This is a genomic window from Rhodococcus sp. PvR044, assembly GCF_040548995.1.
In the GTDB taxonomy this organism is placed as follows: domain Bacteria; phylum Actinomycetota; class Actinomycetes; order Mycobacteriales; family Mycobacteriaceae; genus Rhodococcus_G; species Rhodococcus_G oryzae.
The window spans coordinates 363,853-386,397 of the sequence record NZ_JBEPSX010000002.1 but is presented as its reverse complement, the minus strand read 5'-3'; the positions used below and the strand labels follow the sequence as shown (position 1 = coordinate 386,397).

Below are 22,545 nucleotides of genomic sequence, written 5' to 3'. Positions count from 1 at the left end.
ACACTGGGTAGATGACGCCGACCACCACGACCGAAACGTCGCTCGAGTCCGCTCATCCTGCACCCCGGCGGCTGGGCAGACCGACCACGGGGCACTTCCGAGAGGTGCCGCACATCGCCGGCCTGGTGATCGGCGTCTACGCGACCCTGGTCTTCCTGTGGAGCATCTCGCCCGTGCTGCGGTACCTCGTCCGGACGCCGCGCGAGTACGTCAACAATTACTACTTCGACGCACCGGACACCAGTATCGTCTGGGCCCTGGTGCTGGCGCTGCTCGCGGCGGCGCTCGCCAGCCGCAAGCGCATCGCGTGGTGGTTGCTCACCGTCTATCTGATCCTCATCGCCCTCACCAATCTCGCCCAGGTGATCGTCGAGCGGAACATGAACGCGGCGCTGGCCCTCGTCGTCCACCTCGCGGTGATCGGCGTGCTCATCGCCGCGCGCAAGGAGTTCTACACGCGGGTCAGGCGCGGCGCGGGCTGGAAGGCTCTCGGGGTGCTGCTCCTCGGCCTCGCCATCGGCACCCTGCTCGGCTGGGCCCTGGTCGAGCTGTTCCCTGGCACCCTGCCGTCTGATCAGCGGCTGCTCTGGTCGCTCAACCGGGTCTTCGGCGGCGTCGTCTTGGAAAACGAGCAGTTCGACGGGCGCACACACGGTTTCGTCAGCACCATCCTCGGGCTGCTCGGTGCCCTCGCGTTGCTGGCCGCGGTGGTCACCCTGTTCCGATCACAGCGATCGGACAACGCCCTGACCGGCGACGACGAGTCGGCGCTGCGCGGACTGCTCGCCCGCTCTGGCGCCGACGATTCGCTCGGCTACTTCGCGACCCGCCGCGACAAGGCGGTGATCTTCGCGCCAAGCGGCAAGGCGGCAGTCACCTACCGGGTCGAGCTCGGCGTCTGCCTGGCCAGCGGCGACCCGATCGGCGACGAGGAGGCCTGGCCACACGCGGTGGACGCGTGGCTGGACCTGGCCTCCAATTACGGGTGGACCCCTGCGGTGATGGGGGCAAGCGAGCTCGGCGCCACCGCCTACGCGCGCGCGGGGCTGACCGTCCTCCAGCTCGGTGACGAGGCGATCCTGCACACCCGCGAGTTCAACTTGGGCGGCCGCGAGATGCGTCAGGTCCGGCAGGCGGTCAATCGGGTTCGCAAGCAGGGCGTCACCGTTCGCATCCGACGTCATCGCGACATCCCGCCCGAGGAGATGGCGAAGGTCATCGCCAGGGCGGACTCCTGGCGCGACACCGAGACCGAGCGCGGGTTCTCGATGGCCCTCGGCAGGCTCGGCGACATCGCCGACGGCGACTGCCTGCTGGTCGAGGCCATCGGCGAGACGGACCCGGACGGAGACGGCACGTCCGACGGCGAGGTCCTCGGCATTCTCTCGCTGGTGCCGTGGGGCCTGACCGGGGTGTCGCTCGATCTGATGCGCCGGAACCCGAAGGCGCCCAACGGCGTCGTGGAGCTGATGGTGACCGAGCTCGCCACCGGCGCGGACCGGTTCGGCGTAAACAAGGTGTCACTGAACTTCGCGGTGTTCCGGTCGGTCTTCGAGGAGGGCGCCCGGATCGGCGCCGGTCCGGTGCTGCGGGTGTGGCGATCGATCCTGGTGTTCTTCTCCAAGTGGTGGCAGCTCGAGGCGCTGTACCGGTCCAACGTGAAGTACCAACCGGATTGGGCCCCGCGCTACCTGTGCTTCTCCGACAGCCGGGTGCTGCCCAAGGTCGGCATGGCGTCCGCGGTGGCGGAGGGCTTCGTCACGCTGCCGCGGTGGCGGCGCCGCGACATCAGCAAGCACACCGGCACCCGCATCGCGGTGCCGCAGTCCGTGGCGGCGGCGGGGTTGCTGCACTCGGACGGCAGTGCGCCCGACGACGTCGCCGCGCTCGCCACCGAGACCGTCGGACCCCGTCGCCCGGAACAGGTCCGGGTGCGGATGGACAAGCTGGACCGGATGGCCGCCCATGGCATCGATCCGTACCCGGTGGCATACCCGCCCACCCACACCGTCGCCGCGGCAGCCTCGTCACCGGAGGGCACCCGGGTCCGGATCGCCGGGCGGCTCATGCGGATCCGCGCCTACGGCGGTGTCGCGTTCGCCGAAGTCCGCGACTGGTCCGGCGACCTCCAGGTGCTGTTCGACCGCACCACCGTCGGCGACCGGCTCGACGAGTTCACCGCCGACTTCGACCTCGGCGACCTCATCGAGGTGAGCGGCACCATAGGCCGCAGCCGCAAGGGCGAGCTGTCCGTGCTCGCCGCCGAGTGGCGGATGAACGGCAAGTGCCTGCACCCGCTGCCGGACAAGTGGAAGGGCTTGTCCGACCCCGAGACCCGGGTGCGTCAGCGCTACCTGGACCTCGCCATCAATGCCGAGGCCCGCGACCTGCTCACCGCCCGCAGCGCGGTGGTGAAGTCGCTGCGGGATTCGCTCACCTCGCGCGCCTTCATGGAGGTCGAGACCCCGATCCTGCAGCAGGTGCACGGCGGCGCGAACGCGGCGCCGTTCATCACCCACATCAACGCCTACAACCTGGACCTGTACCTGCGCATCGCGCCGGAGCTCTACCTCAAGCGGCTGTGCGTAGCGGGCATGGAGCGGGTCTTCGAGATCGGCCGGGTGTTCCGCAACGAGGGGGTGGACTTCAAGCACAACCCGGAGTTCACGATCCTGGAGGCGTACGAGGCACACAGCGACTACGAGCGGATGATGGTGCTGTGCCGGGAGCTGATCCAGGCGGCGGCGGTGGCCGCACACGGCCGGGAGATCATCCTGCGCCCCGGGCCAGACGGCACACCGGTCGAGGTCGACATCTCCGGCGACTGGCCGGTCAAGACCATGCACGGCGCGGTCGCCGAGAAGCTGGGCGTCGAGGTGACCCCGGAGACCCCCATCGAGGAACTGCGGCGGCTGTGCGACGAGAACGGGATCCCGCACCAGTCCGACTGGGACGCAGGCGCGGTCGCGCAGGAGATGTACGAACACCTGGTGGAGGACCAGACCGAGTTCCCAACCTTCTACACCAACTTCCCCACCTCGATGTCGCCGCTGACCCGGCCGCACCCCACCATCCCCGGAGTCGCCGCGAAGTGGGACCTGGTGGCCTGGGGTGTCGAACTCGGCACCGCCTACAGCGAGCTCACCGATCCGGTCGACCAGCGCAGGCGGCTCACCGAGCAGTCGCTGCTGGCGGCGGGCGGCGACGAGGAGGCGATGGAGCTGGACGAGGACTTCCTGCAGGCCCTCGAGCACGCGATGCCGCCCACCGGCGGGATCGGGATGGGTGTGGACCGGATCGTCATGCTCATCACCGGCGGCAGCATCCGGGAATCACTGGCGTTCCCCCTGGCCAAGCCGCGCCAGTGACCGACACCGACACCGCGCCCGACACCCAGAATTGGATCCGCCGGATCCTGATCGGCCTGCTGGTGCTGGGGGCGGTGCTGTACTCGTCCTGGATGCTGGAGTGGGTGCTGCCGACGGGCCTGGACCCGAGCCGGGCGTACGTCAGCGAACTGGCCGCGCTGGATCAGCCGTACGGATTCCTCTTCCGCACCGGGGACCTGCTCACCGGCATCGTGCTCGCCACCGCCGCGGGATTCGGCCTGGCGCTGCGCCCGCGCCGGCTGCTGACCACGATCGGCTGGATCGGTCTGGCGGTGTTCGCGGTCAGCACGTTCCTCGACTCCCGGATGCCGCTGGCCTGTTCCGCCCACGGCAGCAGCGAGTGCGCCGGTCGCGAGGAGGCCGGCCTGCTGCACGCCGTCCGGTCGCTGCACGCCGTGACCAGCTCGGCCGCCGCGACCGCCGCGGCCGTGTCGGTGTTCGCCTTCATCCTCGCCGCCTACCGCTACGGATTGCCGCACCCGCTGCGTTGGTTCGGCCTTGGCGTCGTCGCCCTCTATTCGGTTGGCACCGTCTGGACCCTCTTCGCCGTCGACATGGACGGGCGGGGCGACGAGGTCTGGCTCCTCGGCTACGCACAGCGACTGCAGCTGATCTCGGTCACCGCCTGGATCGTGTTCGCCGCACTGCTCACCGCGCAGGAAGGCCGACGGGGTTCCACGTGAAACCACCCGGAACCCTCGTCGAGGTCGGCGGCCGATCCCTGCACGTGATGGTGGAGGGGTCCGGCCCGCCGGTGGTCCTCGTCGGTGGGCTCGCGGGCAACTGGTTCGACTGGGACGGGGTCGCGGCCCTGCTCACCCGCGCCTGCACCGTGGTGCGGTTCGACCGGCCCGGCTTCGGACTCAGCCCCGCCTCCGACGAGCCGCCGACGGTCCGCGGGGAGGCCGACCGGATCGGTGCGGTGCTCGACGCGGTCGGGGTGCGCGGGCCCGTGACGGTGGTGGGCCACTCGATGGGCGGTTGGTACGCCGAGGGATTCGCGCGGACGAACCCCGGGCGGGCCTCGGCCCTGGTGCTGCTCGACACCAGCATCGCCGCGCGCCACCCCCTCGCGCTCCCCCGCCGATGGCGGCTCGGCGTCTCGACCGTCCTCGCTCGGGGCGCCTCGGCGTGCGGGCTCCAGCGCCTGGCCGGGCCGTGGGTGCGCCTGGTCACCCACGGCGCTCCCGACGCGGAAGCGGTCGAGTGGATCCGACTGACCTTCACCGACCCCGACTACCTGCGATCGACCCTGATCGAGAACGCGGCGTACCCGGACCTGGGCGCGGAGCTCGAGCGGCTCCGCCCGCTCGGCCCCCTCCCCGCGACCCTGGTCGTGGCCGCCGACTCCGGCCGGTCGCGGCGCTGGGTCCGGGCGCAGCGGCGGCTCGCCGACCGGCTCGGCGCCGGGTTCGAATCGCTGCGTCCCGCCCGGCACAACATGATGGCGGACCGTCCGGCCTCGGTCGCGGCGCTGATCGCGAGCATGACAGTCTGACCGGGTGCAATTGCTGCTGATCCGTCATGCGCTGCCCGAACGAATCCTCTCGGCCGAGTCCGCCGACGGCGCGGACCCGGGCCTCACAGCGGAGGGTCACGCACAGGCCGGGCGGCTGGCCGCCGCCCTCGACCCGTACCCGATCTCGGCGATCGTCAGCAGCCCGCAGCGGCGCGCCCTCGAGACGGCGGCGCCGGTCGCGGCGGCCCGCGGGCTGACCGTGGCCGCCGATGCCGGGCTGGCCGAGTACGACCACGGCCATGCGCACTACGTGCCCATCCACGAGGCCAAGACGATCGCGCCGGAGGCCTATGCGCGCATCCTGGCCGGGCACCTCCCCGACTTCGTCGACGAGCGGGAGTTCCGGTCCCGGGTCCACGAGGGCCTGGACCGGGTGGTCGCGGGGGCCGACCACGAGGACACCGTGGCCGTGTTCGCGCACGGCGGCGTCATCAACGTGTACCTGCAGGGCCTGCTCGGCCTCGACCGCCCGCTGACCTTCCCGATCGACTACGCGTCGATCACCCGTGTCCTGGTGTCCCGCAACGGCAATGCCCGGGTGGCCTCGGTGAACGAGACCGGCCATGTGCGGGACCTGCTGATCCGGCACCGCCCGTAACGACCCGGTCCGGATACCGGACTCAGACCTCGATCGGGGTCAGCGGGTGGATCTGCGGCGCACCCGCCAGGTGGGCGCCGAACGTGCCCAACGCGGCCTGCAGGTGCGGCGTCGCCATGTGCGCCTGCAGTGCCTCCTGGTCGGTCCACACCTCGACCGTGACGAAGGTGCCGGGGGCGGCCGACGATTCGTACAGCTCGTAGCCGAGGCAACCGGCCTCGCCACGACTGGCGGCGGCGAGGGTGGACAGACCGTCCCGCACGATCTCTTCCGAACCGGGCTTCGCAGCGATGGTGGCCACCACCTTCAGATCCGACATCGTCTCCCCTTCTCTCAGGCCACCCCGTGCGGCCGTTTCCGGTCACGCTACTTGCCCGCGGAGGCCCCCCGAGGGCTTATCCGAACCCCGAACTGGACGCTTGTACGCAAAAACTGGACGCTCAGTACAGAAGCGGTCGGATTTCTCGTGCGGTGCGCCCGGTGGCAGGGCGGGCGATCCGCCCTAGTGTCCTTGAAATGTCAGTGACCGCCATCACATTTTGACCGCGCAGGCGGCCCCCGCGCCGCGCGCACCGATGACGATCGCGTTCCCTGCGAAGCCCCAAGGATGTCTACGTGACCAGCAGTGAAGTTGTGGAGTTTGTCAATGCCGGCGACCGCGAGTTCGGTTCGGTGCGGGCCCGCTTCGTCGACGGCGCGGTCGCGCCGCAGCCGGGCCACCTCCCGACCACGGTTGATCGCCAGGAGATCCACGGCACCAGCATGCAGTCGCGTGTGCTGGCCCAGGCACTGCGGATGACGGTGCGCCCGGTCATCTCGATGTGGGCGAAGGCGTCGGCGCTGCCCTGGCCGTTGAAGTTCCTCGACGACATGGGCGCCCTGATGCATCCGCCGATCGAGGGCACCCGCAGCCACACCATCCTGCTCGACAACTGCAGCGCGCAGTGGGTCGAGGCGGACGGCGCCGACAGCGATCGCGTCGTCCTCTACCTGCACGGCGGCGGATTCATGTTCTGCGGGGTCGGCACCCACCAGCGCCTCGTTTCGCGGATCTCCTCCGCCGCACAGGCGCCGGTCCTGATGGTCGACTACCGAATGCTCCCGACGCACAGCATCGGCGAAGCGGTCGACGACGGGGTCAACGGCTACCGCTGGCTCCTCGCCAAGGGCTACCGGCCCGATCAGATCGTCATCGCGGGCGACTCGGCCGGCGGCTACCTGTCCTTCATGATCCCGCTGGCCCTCCGTGAGCAGGGCCTGCCCGGCCCGGCAGGCATCGTGGCGCTCTCGCCCCTCACCGAGATGGATCCGGCCCGCAAGACCGAGCACCCCAACGCGGGCCGCGACGCCATGCTCCCGAGCCACGCACTCGACGAGCTCGCCCGCATCTCCGACCGGGCCGACAGCCGGTCCGGGTCGCTCCGCGACCGTTCGCGGCTGTGCCCGGTCGACAGCGACCTGCGGGGACTGCCGCCGGTGCTGATCCAGGTCGGGTCGCACGAACTGTTGCTGCCCGATTCCGAACTGATGGCCGACCGGCTCGCCGAGGCGGGCGTGCCCTGCGAGCTCCAGGTGTGGCGCAGGCAGGTGCACGTGTTCCAGGCGGCCGCCGACGTGGTGCCGGAGGCGCAGCGCGCGATCGACGAGATCGCCTACTTCGTCAAGACGGCGACGCGGGAACCGCTGAGCCTGGTCCGCTAGCCGCCCGTGCTCGAGGCGGCCGAATCCGGTCCCGCCTCGAGCACGGCCGCGCCGAGCCAATGACACAGCGCCAGAGCGATTTCGAGGTCGAGGTGGCCGTCGCGGAGCTTGTGCCCGAGCTGATCCTCCGCCTTGCGGAGCCGGTACACCACCGAGTTCTTGTGCATGTTCAGCTGTTCCGCGGTCGCGGTGTAGCTGGCGCCGTTGGCCAGGAACACGCGGATCGTCTGCCGCAGCCGATAGCTTGCGGCATCGTCCACGGCCAGCGGACCGAGGATATCGCGCACCCACCTCACGGCGGCCGGCATGTCCGCGCACATCAACGCGATCGCGCCGACGTCCGCGCTCGAGACGACCAGCGGGCCCCGACGCGCCGAGTTCTGCGCCACCAGCTGCGCCGACATCGCCTGCTCGTGGGTGCGACGGAATCCGGCCACCCCGTCGGCAGGCACCCCGACCGCGAGCGTGACCGGGTGCTCCCAGCCGGCCACGATCGGCCCGATCCCAGACAGGTCGACCGACGGCCCGACGGCCAACCAGGCCCACACCTCGTTGTCGGCGCGCGGCAGGACCAGCGGTGGGCCGTTGCAGCCGAGCCGTTCCGCGAGGGCACCGACCGACCGCTCGAGAAAACTCGTCCCGCCGTCCCTGGATTCGGCCCGCTCGGTCCACACCGCCAGCGCCAGATGCCGCTGGGCCAGCCGATATCCGAGGGTCAGTTCGGCGGCGGCCAGGTCCGTGGCCCGGCCCGTCAGGAGCTGTCCGATGCAGGCCTCACGGGAGATGCTGCTGCGACGCAGCCACAGCGCGCGCTCGGTCTCGTAGGCGGCCGCGAGCTGGTGCGCCACCCGATCGCCGTAGCCGGCCGTGTCGGTCATGATCAGCAGCGCGGCCTGCGCGACCACCGCAGCGTCGTCGCTGAGCAGTTCCATCTGCTCGAGGCACCACCGCATCACGGTGTCCGTGGACAGGCGGTTGGCCCGCTCCATCGCGGCGAGCGAGACCCCGCGTTGCGCGAGCTGCCGCGCGTACTCGATCGCCGTCGCGGGCGCGTCGGTGCGTCCCGCCTCGATCCGATGCTGCAGGATCTGGCGGATCGAAGCCAGCGACTCCACGGTGGTGGCGACCTGCATGGTGGCGATCAGCGGATCCCTGGCCTCCTCGATCTCGGAGGTCAGCCGATCGATCACCCGCGCCGCGAGTTCCTCGCTCTGCGCCTCCATCGCCGAGGCGAGCGCGACCACGAGCTCCCGCGCACCCAAGGCCACTTCACCTGACGATCGCATGCCGCTGCTCCCTCACGCCCGACAACGTGGCGGGGCTGTCCGCCGTGTCGCAGGGCATTGTGCCGGACCCTGGCCCCACTTGACCAGAAATCCGGTGTTGCCCCTGCCCCGGGGACCGGTCGATCACGCGATGAGCAGCGGGTTCATCGCATGATCACAACGAGGTGATCGGCGGGGCGAGCCCCTGTCGATCAGGCGCGGTCGCGCAGCCAGCCCGCCAACCAGGTGGTCGGGGTGTTCCCCGCTTTGTCGACCGCGTACCCCTGGTAGTCCTGGTGCGCTCCCGACCCGTAGAACCGTTCGAGCTGCTTCCGACGGCCCACGTTCGCCTCATCGGTGAGCTGGTTCTGCAGCGTCGGGATGCCGCCCGCGCCGAGCAGGTCGTTCCAGATCATCGTCGCCTCGTCGCCGTAGCGCGGGGAATCCGAGGAGCCCGGATCCGAGTTCTGTGCGAGGAAGCCGGCCAGCCGGGTGACGAAGTCGGTGCGCTCGGTCGCGCAGTACAGGTCCCCGGGTGCGCAGAAGGTCACCGTGCGATCGCTCAGCCAGCCGAACCCGCCGATTCGCGGGCCGCCCGAGCCGATGCCCGGCACGGCCGGGCCGATCAGCACGTCGCTGTCCGCGCGGCGGGGGTCGGAGAGCAGCCCGACGGCCGCCACCTTCTCGGGGCGGATGGTGCTGGTGCCGGTGCCGATCTCCGCGGCCAGATCGCCCGCGGCGTCCGCGCCCTGGCTGTAGCCGATGATGCCGAAACGCGTATTGGCGCAGGCCTTCTGCATCGCCTCCAGCATCCCGCGCGCGTTGTCGGTGGCCTGCTTCTTCGACGCCCCGTACACCTCCGTCTCCCACGGGAACGCGGTCGCGGCGTAGGTGACGTAGTCGGACCGGATCTTCGACGCGGGAAGCGCGTTCGTCACGGCGGCGAGCATGCCGGGGCCGGGACGCTTGTCCGGCTGCGTTGACGTCTCCCAGGTACCCGGGACGGCCACCACATACATGCTCGGGCAATTGCCTCCGGCCGGATCGGCGTGCGCGGCCGTGCCGGAGAGCACCGTACCCACGGTGGCAGCAGCGAATGTGGACAGCACTGCGATGGACTTCTTCAGGCGCATTGTGCGAGCCCCCTCTTTCCTTCCGATTCCCGGTCCGGCCAGCCCATACTGCCCGCGGGAGGTATCAAAAAGATGCACAGACGATGAACCAGACGCTACCGCAGACCCCGGGGTCTGCGCGCGCCGAGATCACCCTCCGCGCGATACCCCCGGGGTGCACGCGGGCCCACCCCCGAAGCGAGGCAGAATCGAACCATGGTCGATGCCGCCGTACTCGTGACGATCGCCTCCGTCTGCGTCGGGTTCGTCCTGTTCGTGACGGCGGCCAGCGGCGCCCGCGGCCGCTGGAATCGGGGGCTGGTCATCGCCCTCTTCGCGGCCGCGATCTGCTGCCTGACGGTCGTCCCACTGACCGTCGCGCTCACCGCAGGGGTGTAGCGAGACCTCCCCGCCGCGAGCGGCGGGTGCGCCGCCGGCCGTGAGCCGGCGACGCACCCCGAGCGCTCGGCCTCGATCAGGAGCCGAAGATGCTCTCCAGGCTGCCGAGTCCGCCGCCGTTACCCGGACCGGTGGCACCGGGCACCGTCAGCGTCTGCGGAGCCGAGGCGGAACTGGTGAACCCGGCGTCACCGGTGAACTCCGCTGTGACGTTGTAGGTGCCGGAGTTGTGGAACGTGGTGGGTAGCGTCGCGACACCGTCGACAACGTCCACGGGGCCACCGATCAGCGCGGTGCCGATCTTGAACTGCACCTTGCCCTTGGCGTTGCCCGGGTCGACCGTCGCCCTCAGCGTCACCGGGACGTTCTTCTCCACGGTGCCGGGTGCCGCGAGCGTGGTGGTGGTCTCCACGTCCGCGGGTGCGGGCGTCGTGACGCTCACCGGGAAGGCGAGCGAGGTCGACGGCGCAAAACCCTGCGCGCCGCTGAACTTCGCGACCACCCTGTGGGTTCCGGTCGTGGTGAACGTGTACGGCGCCACGGCGATGCCGTCGGTGCCGACCATGCCGGTCACCGGAGCCCCGCCGTCGACGATGAAGTTCACCGTGCCGCCGGTGCCCTCGGGGGTGACCCGCGCGGTGAGGTTCACGTCCTGGCCGACCTTGGCGTTGGCCGGGGCCTCGACCGTGGTGGTGGTCGCCGTTTCCGGCGGTGCGTCGGTGGTGACCTTGACGATCTTGACCGCCGAGGTGGATCCCACGAATCCGGTCGCGCCGGAATAGACCGCGGTGATCGGGTGGTCGCCGTCGGTGGTGAACGTCGTCGTCAAGGCCGCGTTGCTGCCCGCCAGCGCGATCGGGTCACCGATCGGGGCGTCACCGTCCTTGAACTGCACCGTGCCGCCGTTCGCTGCGGGTGTGACGTTGGCGGTCAGGGTGACCGGGGTGCCGTTCTTGGCGCTGCCCGGGCCTGCGAGGGTGGTGGTGGTGGCCTTGTCCGCCTCGGTGATGCTGGTCGTGGCCAGCGGGCCTGCACCCCCGTTGAGGGGCGCGCTCTCACCGTCACGTGGAGAGCACTGGGTCGGGGCCCATGCGGTGATGATCAGGCTCGCCTTCGGCAGGAACGTCAGGAAGTTCTTGTCGTTGGCCCACGCCCCCGCGTCACCGCCGGTGCGCAGCTTGATCTGGACGTTCCCGGACGCACCCGCCCGCAGCCGAGCCTTGACCTTCGGCAGTTGGAAGGTGGTGTTCGCGCCGCTCGCCGCGGGCGCGACGATGCCGCCCTCGGAGTTCTTGCTGGAGTTGGGACCGTTTCCGATGGTGGCATTGTTGCCCGAGAGCCGGATGACGGTCCCGTTCGGGTCGACCGTGCCGCTCTCGTTGACCCGCAACACATTAGGTGCGACGCCGCTGAGCCCTGAGCTGGTTCCCGGCACGATGTCTGCACCGAGGAACTCCGCGTTCTGTGGCACGTCGATGTCGATCTTGATCCGCGAGACGTTTTGCACGCTCGCCCCCGACACCGAGTTGGGGTAGGTGATCGGCGGGGGCGCGACGGTGACCTCGTACTCCTGGCCGGCATTCACCGTCGCGGGAGCATCGATCGTCACCGAGGAGGGCTGCGCCTGCACCTGCGGTCCGGCGACGGCCGACGGGGTCGCGAGGCAGGCGGCGGTGAAGTTGGTGGTGATCGGGGCGGCCTGGGCAGGCATGCCACCGAACACGGTGATCCCGACGACGGCCGCCGCGGTAATCGGAGTCGCTATCCGCCGAATTCTTTTGTTCTGCATGAATTCTCCTGAGATAGGGGAAAGTCTGGATCCCCACCCGGGCCCGGGGCGCGCACGCGTCGCGCCCCGGGGCCGGCCATGGGGGTGGGTCGACTAGCTACCGAAGAGGCTGGACAGCGATCCGGTGTCGAGGCTGCCCGTGCCGCCGGGGGTCCCCGCGGCCGCGACGTTCACCACGGACGGACCGGAGACCGAGTCCTTGAACCCGGCGCCCCCGATGAAGGTGGCGGTGACGCCGTAGGTGCCCTCCTCCGCGAAGGTGTGCGACATGGTGGCCACGCCGTTGACGACGGCCACCGGGCCACCGATCGGGGTGGTACCGACCTTGAACTGCACGGTGCCGTTGGCACCCGCGGGCGCGACGGTCGCCTTGAACTGCATGGCCTGTCCGACAGCCGCGTTGCCGGTGACCGCGAGGGCCGTCGTGGTGGCCTCACGGGTGTCGGGCTCGGTCACGGTGACGGTGAACCCGGGCGAGGTGGATCCGGTGAAGCCGGTGGTGCCGGTGAACTCGGCGACCACGTTGGCGGTGCCGGCGGCGCCGAAGGTGTGCGGCAGGATCGCGACGCCGTCACCGGTGCCAACCGGAGCGGTGCCAACCTCCGTGCCGTTGACGAGGAACTTGACGGTGCCGCCGCTCGGGATCGGGTGCACGGTGGCCGACAGGTTCACCGAGGTTCCGACGACCGCGGTGACCGGCTCGAGCACGGTGGTGGTGGTGCCCCAGTCGGCGTCCTTGACGATCAGCTCGGCCGGCGGAGACACCGAGTCGGTGAATCCGGCGGTGCCGGTGAAGACACCGACGAAGCTGTGGGTGCCCGCCTCGTCGAACTTGCGGGTGATCGAGGCCGTGCCGTTGACCACGGGGACCGGTTCGCCGACGTTGGTCGCGCCGTCCTTGAACTGCACGGTGCCGACCGCGGTCGCGGGGGTGACCGTCGCGGTGACCTGGACGTCGTCGCCGACCAGCGCGGTGGCCGCCACCTGGATCGCGGTCGAGGTGTCGGCGGTGACGTCGACCGTCTTCACCCCGGAGGTCGAGTCATGGAAGCCCGGTCCCCCGGTGAACACCGCGGAGATATTGTGCGCGCCAACGGAATCGAAGGTGTGCGAGAGGGTGGCGTTGCCGTTGGCCACGCCGACCGGGCCGCCGATGTTCGCGGCACCGTCCTTGAACTGCACCGTACCGACCGCGTTGGCGGGTCCGACATTCGCGGTGAGGTCGACCGGGGTGCCGGTCTTGGCAGTGGCCGGGACCTGCAGGTCCGCGGTGGTGTTGACGGAGGGGTCGACGACACGCACCCACGCGCCTGCCGGGTTGGCGCCCGACTGCGTGCTGAACGCATAGACGTCGAACACGAAGCCGGCGTTGTAGTCACCGAAGGGCTGGGTCGTGGGGATCTTGTAGGTGACGTCGAAGTTCACGTTGTCGAGATAACCCTTGGTGCCCAGGATCGGCACCGAGTTGCAACCGCCCCCGGTGCACGTCGCCTTGACGCCCGCGGCGCCCTCGCTGGTGACGTTCGACTGCTTGCTCACCGTGTGCGAGAGGTACTGGAAGCCGGCGGGCTGGATCTGCCGGATCGCGGTCATGTACCGGCCGATGCCTGCGGTCTTCCAGATCTTGGCGGTGTAGGTCACGGTGTCGCCCGGGTGGACGATGTTGACACCCGGGGTGGCGGGGTCGACCGCGGTCCCGTTCACGGCGGTCAGGCCGAGGTTCCATCGCAGGTTGTCGGCCGACTGGTCGCCCGACGAGGCCGGCGGCGGCGGATCGGCGGCGGCGGCGGTGACGGCGCCGCCGAGCAGCAGTCCCATCGCGGCGGTTGCCGCGACGATCGGTGTCGCAAAGCGACGGGTCATGGACAAGAGCACGGTTACCTCCTGAGCGGCCCACCGAAGTGGGTTGCAGTGGCGTGACTCACATCACAGAATCGCCGGAAGCCTAACCGTCACAAAATGGATACGTGCCCGCTTTTCTGAACATTCGTCCATATGACCGACAGACCGGGAAATCACCCCGTTACGCAGCGAACCCGCCGCCCCGAGCTGTCGGGACGGCGGGTTCGCCGTTCAGTTGCCGGCCGTTACCGGCCCGTGATCATCGCTGCGGTGCCGCCGTGGGAACGATCGGCGACGGCAGCGCGGTCTCGCCCTCGAGGAACTTGTCGACGGCGGCCGCGCAGGCGCGACCCTCCGCGATGGCCCACACGATGAGCGACTGGCCGCGACCCATGTCGCCGGCCACGAACACGCCGTCCACGCTGGTCGCCCACTCGCCGGAACGGGTCACGTTTCCGCGCTCGTTCAGGTCGACGCCCAGGTCGGTCAGCAGGCCCGGCTTCTCCGGTCCGACGAAGCCCATCGCCAGCAGCACCAGGTCGGCCTCGAGCTCGAAGTCGGTGCCCTCCTGCTTCTCGAAGCGGCCGCCGACCATCTTGACCTCGTGCGCCCTGAGGCCGGTGACCTTGCCGTCCACTCCGGAGAACTGCTCGGTGTTCACCGCGAACACCCGCTCGCCGCCCTCCTCGTGTGCCGAGGAGACCCGGTACATGAGCGGGTACGTCGGCCACGGGGTGGAGTCCGCGCGGGCCTCCGGCGGACGCGGCATGATCTCGAACTGGTGCACCAGCTCCGCGCCCTGGCGCAGCGAGGTGCCAAGGCAGTCGGCGCCGGTGTCGCCGCCACCGATGATGACGACCTTCTTGCCCTCCGCGGTGATCGACGGTGCGTCCGCATCGCCGAGTTGCACGCGGTTGGCGATCGGCAGGAACTCCATCGCCTGATGGATGCCGTCCAGCTCGCGACCGGGGATCGGCAGGTCGCGCGCCTCGGTGGCGCCACCGGCCAGCACGACGGCGTCGAAGTCCGCGCGCAGCTGATCCGCCGAGATGTCCACGCCGACATTGACTCCCGGGCGGAAGATGGTGCCCTCGGACTCCATCTGGACCAGGCGCCGGTCGATGTGGCGCTTCTCCATCTTGAACTCGGGGATGCCGTAGCGGAGCAGACCACCGATGCGGTCGGCCCGCTCGAACACGGTCACGGTGTGACCGGCCCTGGTGAGCTGCTGCGCCGCGGCCAGGCCGGCAGGCCCGGAACCGACGATCGCGATCTTCTTACCGGTCAGGCTGGACGGCCGCACCGGCTTGACCCAGCCCTCGTCGAAGGCGCGGTCGATGATCTCGACCTCGACCTGCTTGATGGTGACCGGATCCTGGTTGATGCCGAGCACACAGGACGCCTCGCAGGGCGCCGGGCACAACCGACCGGTGAACTCCGGGAAGTTGTTGGTCGCGTGCAGACGGTCGATGCTGTCGCGCCAGCGATCCTTGTGCACCAGGTCGTTCCACTCGGGAATCAGATTCCCGAGCGGGCAACCGTTGTGGCAGAACGGGATACCGCAGTCCATGCATCGGCTGGCCTGGGTGCGGAGGGTCTTCGAATCGAAGTCCTCGTACACCTCCTTCCAGTCCATCAGTCGCAGCGGCACCGGCCGCCGGACCGGCAGCTCGCGCGAGGTGTGCTTGAGGAAGCCGCTTGGATCACCCACGAGCTGCCTCCATGATTGCCTCGTCCACGTCAGTTCCGTTCTTCTTCGCGGTGTCGATCGCCACGAGCACCTTCTTGTAGTCGCGCGGCATCACCTTCACGAAGTGATTCACCTGCTGAGACCAGTCCGAGAGGATGCGCGCGGCAACCTCGGACCCGGTCTCGTCCCGGTGCCGTTCGATGGCACCCTTCAACCAGCCGAAGTCCTCGTGCTCGAGGTCCTCGAGATCGACCAGTTCCGTGTTGAGGTCCTTCTCGAAGGACTTCTCCGGGTTGTAGACGAACGCCACACCGCCGGACATGCCGGCACCGAAGTTGCGTCCGGTCGCGCCGAGCACGACCACCCGTCCACCGGTCATGTACTCGCAGGCGTGGTCGCCCACGCCCTCGACCACCGCTGTCGCGCCGGAGTTCCTGACCGCGAAACGCTCACCCGCGATGCCGCGGATCAGGGCCTCGCCGCCGGTGGCGCCGAACAGGATCACGTTGCCCGCGATGATGTTCTCCTCGGCGACGAACCCGTCGGCGGCCTGCAGCGGCGGGCGCACCACGATGCGTCCACCAGACAGTCCCTTGCCGACGAAGTCGTTGGCGTCGCCGTGCAGGCGCAGCGTCATGCCCTTCGGGACGAAGGCGCCGAAGCTGTTGCCCGCGGATCCGGTGAAGGTGATGTCGATGGTGTCCTCGGGCAGGCCCGCACCGCCGTACGCCTTGGTCACCTCGTGGCCGAGCATGGTGCCGACCGTCCGGTTGACGTTGGTGATCTTCGACTCGAACTTCACCGGCTGACCGCTGTCGATGGCCGCACGACTCTGTGCGATCAACTGCTGATCCAGCGCCTTCTCGAGCCCGTGGTCCTGCGAACCGGTGCAGTACAGGTCCTGATCCATGAAGGACGACTCGGTCTTCGCCAGGATCGGCGACAGGTCGAGCTTGGATGCCTTCCAGTGCTCGAGCGCCTCGGTGGTGTCCAGCGCGTCGACCTGGCCGACCGCCTCGTTGATGGTGCGGAAGCCGAGCTCCGCGAGGAGCTCACGCACCTCCTCCGCGATGAACATGAAGAAGTTCTCCACGAACTCGGGCTTGCCCGCGAAACGCTTGCGCAGCACCGGGTTCTGGGTCGCGACGCCCACCGGGCAGGTGTCGAGGTGGCACACGCGCATCATGATGCAGCCGGAGACCACCAGCGGCGCGGTGGCGAATCCGAACTCCTCGCCGCCGAGCAGCGTGGCGATGATCACGTCGCGGCCCGTCTTGAGCTGGCCGTCGACCTGCACCACGATCCGGTCGCGAAGACCGTTGAGCAGCAGCGTCTGCTGGGTCTCGGCCAGGCCGAGCTCCCACGGCGCGCCCGCGTGCTTGACCGAGGTCAGCGGGGTGGCGCCGGTGCCACCGTCGTGACCGGAGATCAGCACCACGTCGGCGTGCGCCTTGGAGACACCCGCGGCGACGGTGCCGACACCGATCTCGGAGACCAGCTTGACGTGGATACGAGCTGCGGGGTTCGCGTTCTTCAGGTCGTGGATCAGCTGTGCGAGATCCTCGATCGAGTAGATGTCGTGGTGCGGCGGCGGCGAGATGAGGCCGACGCCCGGGGTGGACCCGCGCACCTCGGCGACCCACGGGTACACCTTGTGCGGCGGCAGCTGGCCACCCTCGCCGGGCTTGGCACCCTGCGCCATCTTGATCTGGATGTCCGTGCAGTTGCTGAGGTAGTGCGCGGTCACACCGAACCGGCCGGACGCGACCTGCTTGATCGCGGACCGGCGCCAGTCGCCGTTCGCCTCCACCTCGAAGCGCGACGGATGCTCTCCGCCCTCACCCGAGTTGGAGCGACCGCCGAGACGGTTCATCGCGATGGCCAGCGTCTCGTGCGCCTCGGCGGAGATGGAGCCGTAGCTCATCGCACCGGTCGAGAAGCGCTTGACGATCTCGGAGGCGGGCTCCACCTCGTCGATCGAGATCGGCTGGCGCACACCGCTCTTGAACTTGAACAGGCCACGCAGCGAGGCCAGGCGCTCCGACTGGTCGTCGACGAGCTTGGTGTACTCCTTGAAGATCGAGTACTGGCCGGTCCTGGTGGCGTGCTGGAGCTTGAACACCGTGTCCGGGTTGAACAGGTGGTACTCGCCCTCGCGGCGCCACTGGTACTCGCCGCCCACCTCGAGCTCGCGGTGCGCGCGCTCCTCGGGACGGTTCAGGTACGCGGCCGCGTGCCGGATGGAGATGTCCGCTGCGAGCTCGTCGAGGCCGATACCGCCGAGGCTGGAGTTCAGCCCGGTGAAGTACTCGTCCACCAGCTCCTGCGACAGGCCGATCACCTGGAACAGCTGCGCGCCCGTGTAGGAGGCGAGCGTGGAGATGCCCATCTTGGACATCACCTTCAGCACGCCCTTGCCTGCGGCCTTGATGTAGTTCTTGACCGCGTCCTCGAAGGCGATGCCGGTGAGGTCGCCGCCCTCGATCATGTCCTCGATCGTCTCGAAGGCCATGTACGGGTTGATGGCCGCGGCGCCGAAGCCGACGAGCGTGGCCATGTGGTGCACCTCGCGGGCGTCACCGGTCTCGATGACCAGTCCCACCTTGGTGCGCGAGCGCTCCCGGACCAGGTGGTGGTGCACGGCCGAGGTCAACAGCAGCGACGGGATCGGGGCGAACGTCTCGTTCGAGTTCCGGTCGGAGAGCACGATGATCCGGGCCCCGCCCGCGATCGCCTCGGACACCTGGAAGCGGATGTCGTCGAGCGCCTTGCTCAGGCCCTTGCCGCCGTCGGCGACCCGGTACAGGCCGGGCACGACAACCGAACGCAGGCCGGGGAAGTCACCGTCGTCGTTGACGTGGACCAGCTTGGCGAGGTCGTCGTTGTTCAGGATCGGCTGCGGCAGCGCCAGCAGGCGGCAGGACGCCGGGCCCGGGTGGAGCAGGTCGCCCTCCGGTCCCATGCTGCCGCCGAGGCTGGTGACGACCTCTTCGCGGATCGCGTCCAGGGGCGGGTTGGTCACCTGTGCGAACAGCTGCGAGAAGTAGTCGAACAGCAGGCGCGGGCGGGCCGACAGGACCGCGATCGGGGTGTCGGTGCCCATCGAACCGAGCGCCTCACCGCCGGTCTTGGCCATCGGCGCGATGAGGACGTTCAGTTCCTCGTTGGTGTACCCGAACATCTGCTGACGGATCAGCACCCGCTCGTGGTTCATGTGCACGTGGTCGCGCTCGGGCAGATCGGCCATGTGGACCAACCCGGCGTCGAGCCACTCCTGGTAGGGGTGCTGGGCCGCCAGCTCCGACTTGATCTCGTCGTCGCTGATGATCCGGCCCTGCGCGGTGTCGACCAGGAACATCCGGCCCGGCTGCAGACGGACCTTCTTGATCACCTTGGCGGGATCGATGTCGAGGACACCGACCTCGGAGGCCATCACGACCAGTCCGTCGTCGGTCACCCAGATGCGGCTCGGGCGCAGACCGTTGCGGTCGAGCACGGCGCCGATGACGGTGCCGTCGGTGAAGCACACCGAGGCGGGTCCGTCCCAGGGCTCCATCAGCGTGGAGTGGTACTCGTAGAACGCCCGGCGGGCCGGGTCCATGCTCTCGTGCCGCTCCCACGCCTCGGGGATCATCATCAGCACGGAGTGCGGGAGGCTGCGGCCACCGAGGTGCAGCATCTCGAGCACCTCGTCGAAGCGCGCGGTGTCGCTGGCACCCGGGGTGCAGATCGGGAAGATCTTCTCGAGCGCGCCTGCACCGAACACGTCGGACTCGATGAGCGACTCGCGAGCGCGCATCCAGTTCTCGTTGCCGGTGACGGTGTTGATCTCACCGTTGTGCGCGACGCGCCGGAACGGGTGCGCCAGCGGCCACGACGGGAAGGTGTTGGTGGAGAAGCGCGAGTGCACGAGGCCCAGCGCAGACTCCATCCGCTCGTCCTGGAGGTCCAGGTAGAAGCTCTTGAGCTGCGGCGTGGTGAGCATGCCCTTGTAGACGATGGTCTGGCCGGACAGGCTCGGGAAGTACACCGACTCGCGGCCAGGGCCGTCCGCACCCGCCCCGCCGTCGCCGAGCTCGTGCTCGACGCGCTTGCGGACCACGTAGGCGCGCCGCTCCAGGGCCATGCCGGTGATCGACGCGTCGGCCGCCACGACGAAGACCTGCCGGAACGTGGGCATCGCGTCGCGCGCCATCGCACCAAGCGAGGAGTCATCGGTGGGGACCTCGCGCCAGCCGAGGACCGTCAGGCCCTCCTCCGCGGCGATCTTCTCGACGCCCGCGGCGGCCTCGTCGGCGGCCGCGGCGTCCTGCGGGAGGAACCCGATACCGGTCGCGTAGGCACCCTCGGCGGGCAGGTCGAAGTCGACGACCGCGCGCAGGAACGAGTCCGGGACCTGCAGCATGATGCCCGCGCCGTCGCCAGTGTTCGGCTCGGAACCGGCAGCACCACGGTGTTCGAGGTTCACCAGCGCGGTGATGGCCTTCTCGACGATGTCGCGGCTGCGTCGCCCGTGCATGTCGACGACGAACGCGACACCACAGGCGTCGTGCTCGTTCGCGGGGTCATAGAGGCCCTGGGGTCCGGGAGACCTGTGGCCTGGAAATTGCTTCATACCTAGCCTTCGTGTGCGTCAGATGCACAGACGACCAGCAACGCTGATGGCCATCACGTGGCAATACAAAGCGCCGACGCAACACTGGGCCGGCGCGCCCATTCAGCTGCGGCGGCAGACGGTGATCGGGATGTGTCCCCGCCTCCGCCGACGTGGCTGAGTGACTATCTGGACGGTTGTGTGTCCAGCATGTTCCGAACACGATAATTCAGCACCCCCGTTGAGCGCCAACTTAGGTTAGCCTTTTTGGCCGCCTGACCAGTGCATAGGTCGGGAATCCCGGCGCTCATGGGCCGTCGGAATCTACCCCGAGCAGGGCGCGCATGACCGCCTCGATCTCGCTCGCGGGATCGAATTGTGATGCGGGCGTTGACAACTGATGCAGGATCATCCCGTCCACGTAGTCAGCCAGGATTCGGCACACCCGCTCCGGCTCGACCGCTCCGAGCCCCGCGAGCAGGCCGGTCGCCCAGGAGAGGAGTTCGCCCCTGGCCCGGCCGAGCGGGGTGGCCAGCGCCGGCTCCGCCACCGCGGCGACGACCAGCGCGTACCGAGCGGCGGTCCGAACCCGGTCCGGTCCGGTCGCCGACCGGACGAACGCGGTCATCCCGGCGACGAACTCATCCACCGAGACCGGCTGGGGCGCCGCCGCGAGCGCACTCCAGTCCTCACGATCGCGCTCGACGAGCCGGAGCATGACCGCCTCCAGCAGCGATTCCCTGGTCCGGAAGTAGTTCGAGGTGGAGCCCTGCGGGATGCCGGCGACCTCGTCCACGGCCCGGTGCGTGATCCCACGGAGGCCGCGGGTGCCGAGCACCTCGATGGCGGCGTCGAGGACGCGCTCGCGCTTACCGGACATGCTGCGACACTACAACAGTAGTATTGTCACTACATCCGTAGTACCGTGTCGGATATGAGGCGAACAGCAACCGTCGTCGGCGGCGGCATCGGCGGCCTCACCGCCGCGAACTACCTGATCCGGGCCGGATGGGAGGTTCGGGTGCACGAACGCGCCGATGCGCTGCCCGACACCGGCACCGCGCTCGGCCTGTGGCCGCAGGCGCTCACCGCCCTGGACGCGATCGGACTCGGCGACCGGGTCCGAGAGCTCGGCGTACCGCAGTCGTCCGGCGCACTGCTGCGCCCGGACGGCACCGCGATCGCCCGCATCACGGTGCGGGGCGGGTCCACCACCCTGCTGTCGCGGCCCGCGCTGCTGAGCACCCTGGCCGCGCCGCTGGCGCCGGGAGTGCTGCGCTACGACACGACCGGCGACCGAACCGGCGACGGGGCTGACGTCGTGATCGCCGCGGACGGCATCAACAGCCGGATCCGGGACGCGGTGTTCGGCGAGCGCTACCGCCCCCGCCCGCTCGGGATGGCCGCCTGGCGGGGCTGGGTGTCCGGCACCGCCGACAACTCCGCCGAGACCTGGGGCGACGGCGCGCTCTTCGGGATCAGCCCGCGCGACGGTGGCCTGACGAACTTCTTCGCCGCGGTCCGCATGAAACCGGACATCGCGGGAGTGGAGCCTGCGGAACGACCAGACAACTCCTACGGCGGCGCCGCCTTCCTGCGCGAGCGGTTCGGCAGCTGGCACCCCGAGGTCCGGGCGATCCTCGACCGGCTCGACCCCGCCACGCTGCTACACCACGACCTCTACGAGAGCCCGGCGCTGCCGTCGTACGTACGGGGCAACGTGGCCCTGATCGGCGACGCGGCACACGCGATGGCACCGAACCTGGGCCGCGGAGCCTGCGAGGCGATGGTCGACGCGGTGGCCCTCGGCAGGGCGTTGACCGAGAGCGCGGACGTGTCCGAGGCCCTGCGTCGTTACGACCGGCGCCGTCGGCGGCCCACCCGTGCGCTGGTACGCGCCTCGAGGACCATGGGGAAGATGGCGACCACCACCCGACTGACGCCGCTGCGGGATGTCGCGATCGGCCTGGCGACCAGGCTCGGATGACGCGGGACCGCGAAAGGACCCCGAAATGACGACTGACCGCAGCGATCAAGTCAGCTGCGGTCAGTGTTGACGTAACCATAGCGTGACCGGATCGTGACTCGCTGGATTGTGAGAGACGTCACGAGCTTTCGTGTCGATCACCGGAGTCGGAGCATCGGCGACATCGCAGGAGAACACCCCCGCGGCCGACGTGGAGCCCACGCGATACGTTCGCCCCGTGACGGGAACACCGTTGGGACACACTGCCGATCGGCGGAGCTTCCGACGTCGGCAAGAGCCGGGTCGCAGCCCAACTGGCCGATGAGTCAAAGGACTACGCCTCGCGGGAGCCCCGTAGCGGGGTGCAGCGGCATCGGGCGCAGCTCGCATCGGGCGGGTGTTGAACGCCCCATCTGACGCGATGAGTTCGGCCACGGCCTCTTGAGAGACATATGGGCCAAATCAACCAAAAAAACGAGGCCACGAACTCTTTCGAGTTCGTGGCCTCGTTCGTCGCAGTTCATCGAACTGCTCATGGTGGGCGAAGGGGGACTTGAACCCCCACGTCCCGAAGGACACTGGCACCTGAAGCCAGCGCGTCTGCCATTCCGCCACTCGCCCGAGCGACGCCGGAAACATTAACACGTGGCGGTCGGGAATGACGATTCGCCCCTTCGACCT

Annotated in this window: 15 protein-coding genes and 1 tRNA gene; 7 read left to right on the top strand and 9 right to left on the bottom strand. The window is 69.4% G+C overall.

Features of this window, described 5'->3' with window-relative positions; translation table 11 throughout:
* Positions 1-11 precede the first annotated feature (11 nt).
* From lysX to ABIC28_RS07905, 4 genes are read left to right on the top strand one after another with little or no spacing between them, the layout of a single operon-like run.
* On the top strand, positions 12-3,368 hold the full coding sequence (gene lysX / locus ABIC28_RS07920; protein WP_097210712.1) for a bifunctional lysylphosphatidylglycerol synthetase/lysine--tRNA ligase LysX: 3,357 nt from the start codon (positions 12-14) through the stop codon (positions 3,366-3,368).
* Complete coding sequence (locus tag ABIC28_RS07915) at positions 3,365-4,072, top strand: DUF998 domain-containing protein (protein ID WP_257017145.1); 708 nt, start codon at positions 3,365-3,367, stop codon at positions 4,070-4,072. Before lysX ends, ABIC28_RS07915 begins: the two co-directional genes overlap by 4 nt.
* Complete coding sequence (locus tag ABIC28_RS07910) at positions 4,069-4,887, top strand: alpha/beta fold hydrolase (protein ID WP_269588872.1); 819 nt, start codon at positions 4,069-4,071, stop codon at positions 4,885-4,887. Before ABIC28_RS07915 ends, ABIC28_RS07910 begins: the two co-directional genes overlap by 4 nt.
* Positions 4,888-4,891: 4 nt before the next feature.
* Positions 4,892-5,506: a histidine phosphatase family protein gene (locus ABIC28_RS07905; protein WP_097210713.1), complete on the top strand. Its 615-nt coding sequence runs from the start codon at positions 4,892-4,894 to the stop codon at positions 5,504-5,506.
* A 22-nt stretch (positions 5,507-5,528) separates the two neighbouring features.
* Here ABIC28_RS07905 and ABIC28_RS07900 read toward each other — a convergent pair whose 3' ends face one another.
* Complete coding sequence (locus ABIC28_RS07900; protein ID WP_097210714.1) at positions 5,529-5,825, bottom strand: putative quinol monooxygenase; 297 nt, start codon at positions 5,823-5,825, stop codon at positions 5,529-5,531.
* Between the two features lie 296 nt (positions 5,826-6,121).
* On the opposite strand from ABIC28_RS07900, the gene ABIC28_RS07895 reads away from it, so the two are divergent.
* Entirely contained in the window at positions 6,122-7,207 is a 1,086-nt protein-coding gene (locus tag ABIC28_RS07895; protein ID WP_257017148.1) for an alpha/beta hydrolase, read from the top strand.
* Here the strand turns inward: ABIC28_RS07895 and ABIC28_RS07890 are convergent.
* A complete protein-coding gene (locus tag ABIC28_RS07890; protein ID WP_097210715.1) occupies positions 7,204-8,493 on the bottom strand; it encodes a PucR family transcriptional regulator in 1,290 nt (429 codons plus the stop codon). The genes ABIC28_RS07895 and ABIC28_RS07890 overlap by 4 nt on opposite strands.
* Before the next feature lie 191 nt (positions 8,494-8,684).
* Positions 8,685-9,605, bottom strand: coding sequence for a cutinase family protein (locus ABIC28_RS07885; RefSeq protein WP_097210716.1), 921 nt, complete (start codon positions 9,603-9,605; stop codon positions 8,685-8,687).
* Positions 9,606-9,800: 195 nt separating this feature from the next.
* Here ABIC28_RS07885 and ABIC28_RS07880 point away from each other — a divergent pair, with 195 nt between their 5' ends.
* On the top strand, positions 9,801-9,983 hold the full coding sequence (locus ABIC28_RS07880; protein WP_097210717.1) for a hypothetical protein: 183 nt from the start codon (positions 9,801-9,803) through the stop codon (positions 9,981-9,983).
* 76 nt (positions 9,984-10,059) lie between these two features.
* Here the strand turns inward: ABIC28_RS07880 and ABIC28_RS07875 are convergent, their stop codons facing one another.
* The 5 genes from ABIC28_RS07875 to ABIC28_RS07855 all read right to left on the bottom strand — a co-directional run bounded on the left by ABIC28_RS07875 (position 10,060) and on the right by ABIC28_RS07855 (position 20,778).
* Positions 10,060-11,772: an Ig-like domain-containing protein gene (locus tag ABIC28_RS07875; protein WP_209927966.1), complete on the bottom strand. Its 1,713-nt coding sequence runs from the start codon at positions 11,770-11,772 to the stop codon at positions 10,060-10,062.
* 93 nt (positions 11,773-11,865) lie between these two features.
* A complete protein-coding gene (locus tag ABIC28_RS07870) occupies positions 11,866-13,647 on the bottom strand; it encodes an Ig-like domain-containing protein (RefSeq protein WP_307861299.1) in 1,782 nt (593 codons plus the stop codon).
* A 226-nt stretch (positions 13,648-13,873) separates the two neighbouring features.
* Complete coding sequence (locus ABIC28_RS07865) at positions 13,874-15,325, bottom strand: glutamate synthase subunit beta (RefSeq protein ID WP_097210720.1); 1,452 nt, start codon at positions 15,323-15,325, stop codon at positions 13,874-13,876.
* Positions 15,318-19,919 (bottom strand): glutamate synthase large subunit, encoded by a 4,602-nt coding sequence (gene gltB, locus ABIC28_RS07860; RefSeq protein ID WP_354578253.1) that lies wholly within the window; start codon positions 19,917-19,919, stop codon positions 15,318-15,320. The genes ABIC28_RS07865 and gltB overlap by 8 nt, the downstream gene beginning before the upstream one ends.
* 286 nt (positions 19,920-20,205) lie before the next feature.
* A complete protein-coding gene (locus ABIC28_RS07855) occupies positions 20,206-20,778 on the bottom strand; it encodes a TetR/AcrR family transcriptional regulator (RefSeq protein ID WP_209927968.1) in 573 nt (190 codons plus the stop codon).
* A gap of 54 nt (positions 20,779-20,832) precedes the next feature.
* On the opposite strand from ABIC28_RS07855, the gene ABIC28_RS07850 reads away from it, so the two are divergent.
* A complete protein-coding gene (locus tag ABIC28_RS07850; protein WP_209927969.1) occupies positions 20,833-21,885 on the top strand; it encodes an FAD-dependent monooxygenase in 1,053 nt (350 codons plus the stop codon).
* 514 nt (positions 21,886-22,399) lie between these two features.
* Here the strand turns inward: ABIC28_RS07850 and ABIC28_RS07845 are convergent.
* Positions 22,400-22,485 (bottom strand) — tRNA-Leu (locus ABIC28_RS07845).
* Positions 22,486-22,545: the final 60 nt, after the last annotated feature.

Bases quoted from the DNA above. Each gene is read 5' to 3' on its own strand.
- lysX (WP_097210712.1), top strand. From the start codon at position 12: ATGACGCCGACCACCACGACCGAAACGTCGCTCGAGTCCGCTCATCCT.
- ABIC28_RS07900 (WP_097210714.1), bottom strand. From the start codon at position 5,825: ATGTCGGATCTGAAGGTGGTGGCCACCATCGCTGCGAAGCCCGGTTCG.
- ABIC28_RS07890 (WP_097210715.1), bottom strand. From the start codon at position 8,493: ATGCGATCGTCAGGTGAAGTGGCCTTGGGTGCGCGGGAGCTCGTGGTC.
- ABIC28_RS07885 (WP_097210716.1), bottom strand. From the start codon at position 9,605: ATGCGCCTGAAGAAGTCCATCGCAGTGCTGTCCACATTCGCTGCTGCC.
- ABIC28_RS07880 (WP_097210717.1), top strand. From the start codon at position 9,801: ATGGTCGATGCCGCCGTACTCGTGACGATCGCCTCCGTCTGCGTCGGG.
- ABIC28_RS07875 (WP_209927966.1), bottom strand. From the start codon at position 11,772: ATGCAGAACAAAAGAATTCGGCGGATAGCGACTCCGATTACCGCGGCG.
- gltB (WP_354578253.1), bottom strand. From the start codon at position 19,919: ATGAAGCAATTTCCAGGCCACAGGTCTCCCGGACCCCAGGGCCTCTAT.
- ABIC28_RS07855 (WP_209927968.1), bottom strand. From the start codon at position 20,778: ATGTCCGGTAAGCGCGAGCGCGTCCTCGACGCCGCCATCGAGGTGCTC.
- ABIC28_RS07850 (WP_209927969.1), top strand. From the start codon at position 20,833: ATGAGGCGAACAGCAACCGTCGTCGGCGGCGGCATCGGCGGCCTCACC.